General features: G+C 72.9%; 9 protein-coding genes. 4 read left to right on the forward strand and 5 right to left on the reverse strand.

The features are described from left to right. Position 1 precedes the first annotated feature (1 nt). On the forward strand, positions 2 to 868 hold the full coding sequence (locus HN013_RS29915) for a phosphotransferase family protein (RefSeq protein ID WP_398981013.1): 867 nt from the start codon (positions 2 to 4) through the stop codon (positions 866 to 868). Here HN013_RS29915 and HN013_RS29920 read toward each other — a convergent pair. Further along, positions 859 to 1,155: a DUF3303 family protein gene (locus HN013_RS29920; RefSeq protein ID WP_171171770.1), complete on the reverse strand. Its 297-nt coding sequence runs from the start codon at positions 1,153 to 1,155 to the stop codon at positions 859 to 861. The genes HN013_RS29915 and HN013_RS29920 overlap by 10 nt on opposite strands. A 225-nt stretch (positions 1,156 to 1,380) precedes the next feature. Here HN013_RS29920 and HN013_RS29925 point away from each other — a divergent pair, with 225 nt between their 5' ends. Continuing rightward, positions 1,381 to 2,025, forward strand: a complete 645-nt coding sequence (locus tag HN013_RS29925) for a DUF4360 domain-containing protein (RefSeq protein WP_171171771.1) — start codon at positions 1,381 to 1,383, stop codon at positions 2,023 to 2,025. A gap of 38 nt (positions 2,026 to 2,063) precedes the next feature. Continuing rightward, complete coding sequence (locus HN013_RS29930; protein WP_249375599.1) at positions 2,064 to 2,732, forward strand: DUF4360 domain-containing protein; 669 nt, start codon at positions 2,064 to 2,066, stop codon at positions 2,730 to 2,732. Between the two features lie 76 nt (positions 2,733 to 2,808). Here the strand turns inward: HN013_RS29930 and HN013_RS29935 are convergent, their stop codons facing one another. Both HN013_RS29935 and HN013_RS29940 read right to left on the reverse strand, forming a co-directional pair. Further along, a complete protein-coding gene (locus HN013_RS29935; RefSeq protein ID WP_212764991.1) occupies positions 2,809 to 4,260 on the reverse strand; it encodes an MFS transporter in 1,452 nt (483 codons plus the stop codon). A gap of 329 nt (positions 4,261 to 4,589) precedes the next feature. Then, positions 4,590 to 5,114, reverse strand: a complete 525-nt coding sequence (locus HN013_RS29940) for a TerD family protein (RefSeq protein WP_171171773.1) — start codon at positions 5,112 to 5,114, stop codon at positions 4,590 to 4,592. 285 nt (positions 5,115 to 5,399) lie between these two features. Between HN013_RS29940 and HN013_RS29945 the strand changes: the two genes are divergently transcribed. Continuing rightward, positions 5,400 to 7,715: a collagenase gene (locus HN013_RS29945; protein WP_171171775.1), complete on the forward strand. Its 2,316-nt coding sequence runs from the start codon at positions 5,400 to 5,402 to the stop codon at positions 7,713 to 7,715. 54 nt (positions 7,716 to 7,769) lie between these two features. Here HN013_RS29945 and HN013_RS29950 read toward each other — a convergent pair whose 3' ends face one another. Both HN013_RS29950 and HN013_RS29955 read right to left on the reverse strand, forming a co-directional pair. After that, positions 7,770 to 9,128, reverse strand: a complete 1,359-nt coding sequence (locus HN013_RS29950) for an NAD(P)/FAD-dependent oxidoreductase (protein ID WP_171171789.1) — start codon at positions 9,126 to 9,128, stop codon at positions 7,770 to 7,772. Positions 9,129 to 9,449: 321 nt separating this feature from the next. Further along, a partial coding sequence (locus HN013_RS29955) for a TetR/AcrR family transcriptional regulator (protein ID WP_171171777.1) occupies positions 9,450 to 10,197 on the reverse strand: 748 nt, incomplete at its 5' end.

The raw sequence follows: 10,197 nt of genomic DNA on the forward strand, positions 1-10,197 counted from the left end.
GGTGGACGCCCGCACGAGGGAGCAGCAGGAAGCCGTCGCGGTGCGCGTGGCGGGAGGGGACGGGCAGCGTCCGCCGGCCGTGCACGAGGGGCAGTTCCACCGTGTGGTGATCGGCGCGCGGCGCGTCGTGTGCTTCCCCCGGACCGACGCGGCCGCGGCCCGGCTGCCCGCCCGGGCGGCGACGCTGCGGGCCGTCGGCCGGGCGGGCCTGCCGTTCGGCACACCGCTGCCGCTCGCCCTCGGGGACGAGCCGCCCCACCTGGTGCTCACCCGGGTGCCGGGGGCACCGCTGGACCCGTCGGCGCTCGGCCGCCCCGAGGTCGCCGGGGCCGTGGCCGCGCAGTACGCGGAGTTGCTGGCGGCGCTCGGCCGCGCGGGTGCGGAGGAGGGTCTCCGCGGGGACCTGCCGGAGGCTCCCCGTGACGAGTGGCGGCGGTTCGCGTCCGATGTCCGTGCCGAGTTGTTCCCTCTCATGTCGCCCGCCGGGCGGCTGCGGGCCGGGCGTGAGCTCGCGGCGGCCGAGGCGTTGCCGTACGTGGCCGGTGCCCTGGTGCACGGCGATCTCGGCGGCGAGAACGTGCTCTGGGAGACGGAGGACGGGCTGCCGGTGCTCCGGGGGGTCGTCGACTGGGACGAGGTGGCGTTCGGCGATCCCGCCGTGGACCTGGCCGCCGTCGCCGCCTCGTACGGGGACGCCTTCCTGGAGCGCGTGCTGGAGCCGGCCGGCGGGATGTGGCGGGACGCGTGGGGGCGCGTCGCCGCGATCCGCGGCACGTTCGCGCTCCAGCAGGCGCTGTCAGCGCTCCGTGACGGCGACGAGGAGGAGTTGGTGGACGGGCTCCGGGGGTACGGGCACGTTCACCGCTGACGCAGGGCCGCGAGTCCTTCCCGCAGGTCGTCGGCGTTCATGACGGGGTGCACCTCGATCTCGGCCTCCATGTCGAGGAGGAACCGCTCCAGGAGGGCCGGCATCTCCGAGGAGTCCTGCATGTCGAAGACCAGGAGGCAGGTGCGGCCGCCGTCCATCGCGGTGAAGTAGGCCGCCTCGGGGTGGAGCTGTTCCAGGATCTCCTGTATGGCTCCCCCCATCGAGCCGTTCCTGACCGCTTCGTTGGCCGTGGGGGTGTCCAGCCGGGCCCTGAGCAGGGTACGCATGACCTCACTCCTTCGGCACGGCGTGCCGCGCCCGGCGCTCGGGGTCCGCGCCGACGGAGCGCGGGACGTCTCTTCCAGCGTCCCTCGCCGCCGCCGGGGGAGGCAAGAGCCGCCGGGGCCCGGGACCGGCCACACCTCGGCTCAACCTGACCTGTACATGCCTCCTCGCCGGTGGTGGCATGTGCCTCGCACAGTCACTCGGCGGAGCAGCGGGAAGGCATCCTCATGTTCAGACCGGCAATGATCGGCAGTGCGGCCGTGGCGCTGTTCGCCACCGTGTTCTCACCCGGGGCCGCGGCGACGGAGGGCTCGCCGCCGCCCGGCAGGATCCAGATCGACGTCGTCTCCGTCAACGGGTCCGGCTGCCCGGCGGGGACCGCGGCCGTCGCGGTCGCGGGCGACAACACGGCTTTCACGGTGTCGTACAGCGACTACCTGGCCCAGGTGGGCCTCGGTTCGAAGCCCACGGACTTCCGGAAGAACTGCCAGCTCGGCCTCAACGTCCGCGTCCCCCAGGGCTACACCTACGCGATCGCCAAGGCGGACTACCGCGGGTTCGCGCATCTGCAGAGCGGGGCGACGGGGCTGGAGAAGGCCAGCTACTACTTCCAGGGGATGCAGCAGACGACCTCCGCGAACCACCGGTTCACCGGCCCGTTCAGCGACGACTGGCAGACCACCGACGTCACGGACGTCGACGCCCTCGTCTACGCGCCCTGTGGCACCCAGCGGATTCTCAACGTCAACACCGAGCTGCGGGTGAGCGCCGGTTCCTCCGACCCGGCGTCGACCACCAGCTTCATGGCGATGGACTCGGCCGACGGCAGCGTCAACACCCTCTACCACTTCGAGTGGAAGCAGTGTCCCTGATCCGTGCTTCCGGGCGCAGCGCAGTGGGAGGGGTCTTCATGCGCAGACGCACCATGCTCAGACCGGCCGTACTCGGCGGCGCCACCGCGGCGTTGCTCGCCGTCGCGGTACCGCCCCGGGCGGCCGCCGCTCCGGACGGGGTGCCACCGCCGGACAAGGTCGTGATCGACGTGGTGACCGTCAACGGGTCGGGCTGCCCCGCAGGGACCGCCAATGTGGCGGTCTCGCCGGACAACACGGCGTTCACGGTCTCGTACAGCAGCTACGTGGCGCAGGTGGGCGTCGGTTCCAAGCCGACGGACTTCCGCAAGAACTGCCAGCTCAGTCTGAACGTCCACGTCCCCCAGGGCATCACCTACGCGGTCGCGCGGGCGGACTACCGCGGATTCGCGCACCTGGAGAAGGGGGCCACGGGCCTGGAACGGGCCAATTACTACTTCCAGGGCATGCAGCAGACGTCGTTCGTGAACCACCACTTCACCGGTCCGCTGAACGACAACTGGCAGACGTCCGACACCACGGACATCGACGCCCTGGTCTACGCGCCCTGCGGGGCCATACGGTACTTCAACATCAACACCGAGCTGCGGGTGGACGCCGGCACCTCGGACACCGCCAAGACCACCAGTTTCGTGGCGATGGACTCCACGGACGGCAACATCAGCACGCTCTACCACTTCGCCTGGAAGCAGTGCCCCGCGAAGTGACGGAGGGAGCGGGCCGGCCCGCGCCGCGACGGGCTGCGTCGCGGGGCGGGCCGGAGAGGGTGGGGGAAAGGGCGCCTCAGTCGTGCGCTTCCGCTTCCACCGGCTTCGGGATCAGGAAGGACGTGCCGATGGCGACCGCCAGGATCACCACACCGGCGATCATGCCGGTGACGTACCCGTCGGGCGAGGAGGTGTCGGCGGGCACGGTCGCGGTCTTGACGGCGTAGAGCGCCGCGAAGCTGAGCCCGGCGCCCAGGTTGAACGCGCCCGCGTTCAGACCGGGCAGGAACCCCGGGTTCTCCTTGGGCGACAGGACGATGCCGAGCCCGTTGAGGACGATGTTCGCCACACCCGCGTAGGTGATGCCGACCAGGATCGAGGCCACCAGCAGCAGGGCGCGCGAATCCGCCGGGACGGTGAAGATCATCAGGACGACGGAGGCCACGGCCCCGACGAGTCCCAGCCGCAGGACGCGGCCGTAGCCGTAGGTGGCGGCGAGCCGTCCGGCCACCGGTCCCATGGCCAGCCCGGCGAGCGCGTACGGGGTCAGGGTCCACCACGCGGACTCCTGGGCGCTCATGCCGAGGCCCGCCTTCGCGTCCTGCGCGAAGGCCGGGATGAGCCCGTTCATGACGGCGAACACGCCGGTCATGGTGAGCACGGTGGTCAGCAGGATGGCCCAGGTGGCGCGCCGCTTGAGGTGGTGGATGGCGACCAGCGGGTTCGGTGAGCGGTCCTCGGTCCGCCAGAACAGGGCGAAGGCGAGCGCGGCCACGACGACGAGCCCGGCGACCAGCGTCCAGTCGGCGGCGCCCAGCTTCCCGGCCTCGTTGAGCGCGACGAGCAGCGCCCCGACGGAGACGACGAGGAGGCCGACGCCCGGCCAGTCCATCCGGCGGGCCGACGCCACCTTGGTCTCGGGAGTCATGGTGGCGACCATGACGGTGGCGACGAGGGCCACCACGGCCATCGCCCAGAAGACCGCCTGGAAGCCGTGGTGATCGGCGAGGTAGCCGCCGCCGAGGGAGTCCACGCCCGCGATGCCGCCGTTGACGGCGGTGATCACGCCGAGCAGCGTGCCGTACCGCTTGGGCTCGGTGACCTCGACCCGCAGCATGATCAGGCACAGCGGCACGGTCGGGCCTGAGGCGCCCTGGATGACGCGGCCGAGGAACAGTACGGGCACGCTCTGCGCCACCGCGGCGACGACGCAGCCGATGGTCATCAGGGCGAGCATCCCGACCAGCACCCTGCGGCGGCCCATGATGTCGCCGAGGCGCGGCAGGAAGAGGGAGAAGAGGGCCGCCGAGGTGAAGAACGCGGTCTGCGTGAGGCCGATCTCCGCGGAGGTGGCACCGAGGCTGTCCTCGATGCTCTTCAGCGCGGGGCTGAGCATGCTCGCGTTCAGCTGGAAGGCGACGCAGGCCGCGAGGAGGGCGGTGACCAGCACGCCCACCCGGGTGGCGCGGCCGGCCGGTGCGCCGGTGGTGCCATCGCCGCCGCGATGGTCGATATGAGAAACGTTCATGCCTCGACGTCTTCGGTTGAGCAACAGGAGAGCCCCCTGTCCGGCCGGACAGCGGTGGAGCGGACTCCCGGGAGTGCAGCGGAGGCGCTGCCGTCGGAGGCGCCGGGGACCGTTCCGTACGCCGGAACGAACCTCGTCACGAACCGCCCGTACGTCCAGTCCGTGGCCAAAGGTACCGTCTCCTGCCGTATTGCCGGAGTCGGCCATTCCGCTCAGGGCCGGACGGCCTCTTCCCGTCACTCCTGGTGGCCGGCACGGCGGTGCCGGCCCCGGAAGTGTGCGGGTGACCCACGTCACACACGAAGAGGGAGCTGTCGCCGGGCTCCCGCTCAGGCCGAGCCCATCGTCTCCGCGAAGGTCTCCCCGTCGGTGTCGAACCCGCGGACGAGCGGACGGAAGGTCCAGAGCCCCGCGGCGTTCCGGGTGAACTCGCCCACCGTGGCGGCGGTGGCCGTGGGGACGGTGGTGAAGTCCTCCTCACCCAGCACCTCGTAGCCGTTCAGGATCTGCACACGGGGGCCGACCACCTCGGCGAAGGTGCGGCGGCCGTCGGCCTGCTGGATGGCCACGCCCACGACGACCCGCCCGTTGGCCTCGGCCATCCGGGACAGCTCGACGGTCATCACCTCGTCCCAGCCCAGGCCCTTGCCGTCGGGGCTGTCACGGTTGAGGGTGACGGTGCCGTCGGGCGAGCGGCGGCCGAAGTGCACCAGCTGGACGGGTGCGCCGTGCGGGTCGGCGGCCGCGTGGACGGCGACGATGAGGTCGAGGTCATGGGGGTCCGTGCCGAAGGGGGCGGGGTCCCACTTCAGCCGCACCTCCGCCTTGTCGATGCCCTTGCCGAATACGCTCACGCGTCGTTCCCTCCCGCTATCCGGTACCTGTTCCCCCACATGATGTCGGGAGCCGGGCAGGGCCGGAAGGGGCGGCCTGCGCGGAGCCCGGTGCGGCGGGCCGTCCGGGTCGAACCGGCGTCGGAGCGTCCCGTGCGGGGCGCGTGGGACTCGGGCGGTGCACGCGTCTTGTCAATGCAATGTCACATTACTACGTTACGCATCACACAGTGCTTCTCCGGCCGCCCCCAAGCAGCGCGCACAGCACGGGGGTTGGCCTTCCATCCCCCCACTTGGGAGACAACGGTGTCCCGATACAGATCCGTTCACCGCCCGCTGCTCGTCGGCGCCCTGGCCGCGGCCCTGTTCGCGCCGGCCGCGGGACCGTCCGTCGCCGCACCGGGAGCGGGCGCTCCGCCCCGGCCGGCAGCGATGGCGGACGACCCTCGGCCCGTTCACGACCGGGTCGACCACCTCGCCCGCGCGCCCCGGCCGGACAGCCTCACCGTGCCGGCCCCCGGCGGGCTCCCCGAGGGACGGGTGCCCGGCACCCGTACGCCCGGGGCCCCGCCGGACGGACTGCCCCGGCCCGGCCTGGCGCCCTGCACGCTCGACGGTGTGACCGGCCTGGCACCGGAGGCGTTCGCCGACTTCCTCGCCGACCCGGCCGTCACCGCGGACGGCTGCCTCCGCTCCCTGATCTGGACCTGGGACGCCCGGCTCGCCCCCGTGATGTCCAAGGCGCACGTCCAGGCCGTCTCCCGGCGGATATCCGCCCTCGCGCCCCGGCACGACGGCCGGAACGGCGGCCACCTGCTGGAGATGCTCACCTACCTGCACGCCGTCGTGTACCACGACTTCTCGCGCTCCGAGATCGACGTCACGGATCCCGCGACCACCGAGGCCATGCGCCGTGCCATCAGCGCCTTCGGCGGGGCGGCCCACAGCTTCGACGTGACCCGCAGCAACGCGGAGAGCCTGCGCGAGGCCCTGTACGCCGGCAGCGGGACCGGTCTGCGCCAGTCCCAGCTCGGGCTGATCCGCAAGGTGCTGGCGACGATGGACCCGTACCACACCACGACGTACAAGGACCCGTCCTGGGCCGGCGCGGCCCTCGCCGGACTGTCCGTCAACTACCTGGGGCTGTACCCGGGCAACAAGGACACCGCCTTCCGCACGGTCGTGTCCCGCAACGCCGAGTACCGCGAGACGTTCCGCAAGTTCGCCGACTACACGCATCTCAAGGGCACGCCCAACGAGTGGGTGGTGCGGGACGCCGTCGGCGAATACGGCCGCTTCGGCGAGGTCCCGGAGCTCAGGGACGCGACGGTGTCCGGTCTCGGCGCGCTCCTGCCGGTGACCGAGCGCAACTTCGGCACGCTCGGCGCCCCGTGGGCCAAGGCCGTGGGCTGGCTCATCTATTACCGGGCCTGCGCTCCGTACAGTGTCTGCAAGGCGGACATCGAGCGGCGCCTCTTCCCCGCCAACTACACCTACGACGGAGGCGGCATCAAGGTCCGCACCGCCCTGGACCGGACCACCGTCGACCGGCTGTACTACGCGAGCAAGCAGGTGAAGGCCCAGTTCCACCGGGTCCTGGGCACCGAGAAACCGCTGGACGGCGACGACAACGCCACCCTGAACATCGTCCTGTACGCCTCGCGCGCCCAGTACGAGAACTTCCAGCCGCTGCTCACCGGGCTGAGCACGGCCAACGGCGGCATGTACATCGAGCAGGGCGCGACCTTCTACACGTACCAGCGCCGCGTCCCCGAGGACTCCTCCCTGACCCTCGAAGAGCTGTTCCGGCACGAGTACACGCACTACCTCAACGGCCGCTGGGCGGTGCCCGGTACGTTCGGCGAGGGGCCCTGGTACGAGGGTGACCGCACCACGGCGATGGACGAGGGGACGGCGGAGTTCTTCGCCGGTGCCACCCGCGGCGACGGCGTCAAGGTCCGCAAGTCCCTGGTGCGGGGCGTCATCGAGGACACGGCGAACGGCGGCCCCCGGATGAGCGTCGACCGGCTGCTGCACGCCACGTACGACGGCGACGGCTTCCGCTTCTACGACTACGCGGGCACGTTCTTCGAGTTCCTGTGGACGGAACGGCCGTCCCTGCTGCGCGAGATGTACGGCCGGCTGCGCGCGAACGACCCCGCCGGGTTCGACGCGTGGCGTGACCGGTTGAGCCGGGACGCGGGTCTTCAGAAGGCGTACGACGCTTTCCTGGACGCGCAGATCGCCCAGGTGGACCGGCTCCACGTGCCCAGCACGGACTTCACTCCGAACGACCGGCTGCGGGACGCCTCCGCCGAGGCGGTGGGCTCCTCGCTCGCCTCGGCCACCGGGCTGACGCCCGCGTGTGCCGCCGGTCCCGACGCGTCGGTGCGGCGCTTCGTATGCACCGGCCGCGTCACCGCGAGGCTCACCGACGCGGCCGACCCGGACCGGGTCTTCCGTGATATGTCGGGCACGGTCGACTACTTCGTCCTGGAGCGGGCCCGGCCGGCGTCCACCAATCTGGCGGACATGAACTGCTCGTTCGGCGCGGTGGACGTCTGGTCCGACGGCCGCGGCGGAAGCGCCGACTACTCCTGCGAGGGGCCGCTCCGCAGCTGAGCGGCCGCCCCTGGAACGGGCCGGCGGTGCGTACCCGCGCCGTCGGCCCGTCCGTCACCGTCCGGCGTCCGGCTCCTCCTCCAGCGGCGGTTCCGCCGGCGCTTCGGGATCGGGGCCGAGGAGGACGGCCCGGGCGACGGCCGGTGCGAAGAGGGAGGACGGCGGGGCGGTGAGCGCCGTCACCGCCCTGAAGGCGGCCCCGACGGCCGGGTTCCCGGGGGCCCGTCGGACGACGCGGGCCATGTACCGGGCGGCGGGCCGGTCGACGGCGCGGAGCGCGGCCGCGTTCCCGACGGCGCCGGGGAGGAGCTTGTCGGCCCCGGCGGAGATGTTCCACGCCGGACGCGCGGTCGCGAACAGCGCCCGTTGCACGCGCCGGGTCGTCGGCACCCGGCGGGGGTCGTTCAGGGCCTCGCGCAGGGCCAGGGCGCTCAGCGCCGCCACGGTCATGCCCTGGCCGTAGACGGGGTTGAAGGCGCACAGCGCCTCCCCGGTGGCGAGGAAGCCTGCCGGGCGGCGGCCCGAACGGTCGTAGCGGCGGCGGACGTTGGCGGTCGCCCGGTATCCATGGATGGCGGAGAGCGGCTCGGCCTTGTCCAGCCAGTCCCGGAACAGGGGGTGCGGAAGACGGTTCGCGAAGTCGAGGAACCCCGCCTCGTCCGTGGGCGGTTCGGAGCCGCGGAGCCCGGAGAGCAGGGCGGTCCAGCGGTCCCCCTCCGTCGGCAGGAGGACGGCGCCGTACGGCTGGGTGGCGTCGGGGATGACGTAGATCCCCCGGAAGGGCACGTCCTCGTTGCCGCCGGCCCGGTAGAACCGTGTGGCGTAGGCGAGTCCGATGTCGATCCGCTCCTCGTGGGGCGGCTCGGCGCCGAGCTCCGTCAGCCAGCCGGGCGCCCGGGAGGAGCGGCCCGAGGCGTCCAGGACGAGGTCGGCCGCCAGCGTGCCGGGCTCCTCCCCCGCCCGTCCGGCGCCGCGGGCGCGCAGCCGCACGCCCCGTACCCGCCCGGCGTCGCCCGTCAGCCCGGTGACCTCCGTCCCCTCGACCAGCCGGATCCGGGGGTCGGCCAGGACGCGGCGGCGCACGAGCCAGTCGGTCAGCGGGCGGGAGCCGGTGACCAGGTGCTTGGTGGCAGGGGTGCGGCGGTACCAGCGGCCGGCCTGCCACTGGAGGATGTCGTTCGGCATGCCGACCCACGGGACGCCGTGCGCGCGCATCTCGTCCATGATGCCGGGCAGCAGCCGTTCCAGGGCGTGCCGTCCGCTCTCCAGCAGCACATGGGTGTGCCGGTCCTGCGGCAGGCCCGCCCGGTGCTCAGGCCCGTCGGGGTACCGGTCGCGCTCGACGACGGTCACGGCGTCGGCGTGGTCCGCCAGGACGCGGGCCGCCAGGAGCCCGGCCAGGCTCCCGCCGATGACGACCGCGTGCCGCGGCGGGCGCGATGCGCGCGGTTCCTCCCGCGCGTCCGCTTCCCGCTCCGGCCACTCCGCGCGTGCCGGGTCCTCCAACGGTCCACCCCCATCTCCGGCCGCCTCGCCCTCCACGGCGGGCGGGGTCCTTCCCCCGAGCGGGGCCACGCTACCGGCCGGCGGGCGGGGCGCGGGGCGGCGGGAGGGGTGACCGCGGGTACGGCGGCCGGATCTGGCGCAAACCACCGCCGTCCGCGGCCCGTTCCGCTTCTGTCGTGCGCCGGGCGCGTCGCGCGCCCCCGGCGGACTGCCTGAACGGGCCGGGTCTCAGCTCCCGTTCTCCTCCAGGAGGACGGCGACGCCGTCGAGGAAGCGCCGCAGGCCGAACTCGAAGAGGTCGTCGAGGTCGAAGTCGTAGGGGACCGCGGTGAGCCGTTCCATCGTCGGGAAGCGTCCGCTTGCGAGGATCTGCCGGAAGGCGGGTTCCTGGGTGTCCATCCACGCGTCGCTGTCCATGCCGGTGAGCGCTTCCGCCTCCTCCTCCGCCTCGATGTTGACGGCCGTGCCGCGGATGTAGTTGAGCAGCGCCAGGTGGGTGGAGAAGACCGTCGTGGCGTCGAGGCCCCGGCCGTCCAGGGCGCCGAGCACCCATTCGGTGAAGGGCAGTGCGCTGGGCACCAGTTGGGGGCGGGTGACCGAGACGGCGGGGGCGAGCCACGGGTGACGGCGGAACACCTTCCAGAGCAGCCGGGCCGCGATCGTCAGCCGGTCCCGCCAGCCCTCCGGCGGGGTGTCCGGGAAGGGGGCGCGGGCGAAGGCGGCGTCCATCATCCGCACCAGCAGGGCGTCCTTGTCGGCGACGTGCCGGTAGAGCGACATCGTCGCCACCCCGAGGTCGGTCGCGACCCGCCGCATGGAGACGGCGGACAGCCCTTCCGCGTCGGCGATCGCGAGGGCGGTGGTGACGATCCTGTCGGGCGAGAGCCCCTGGTCCGTGCCGCTCCGCCGGGGCGCGGGGGCCACGGGGGCGGGCGGCGGGGCGGACGGGCGGCGGACGGCGCGCGCCGGGCGGCGG

This window comes from Streptomyces sp. I05A-00742 (assembly GCF_013055795.1).
GTDB lineage: Bacteria > Actinomycetota > Actinomycetes > Streptomycetales > Streptomycetaceae > Streptomyces.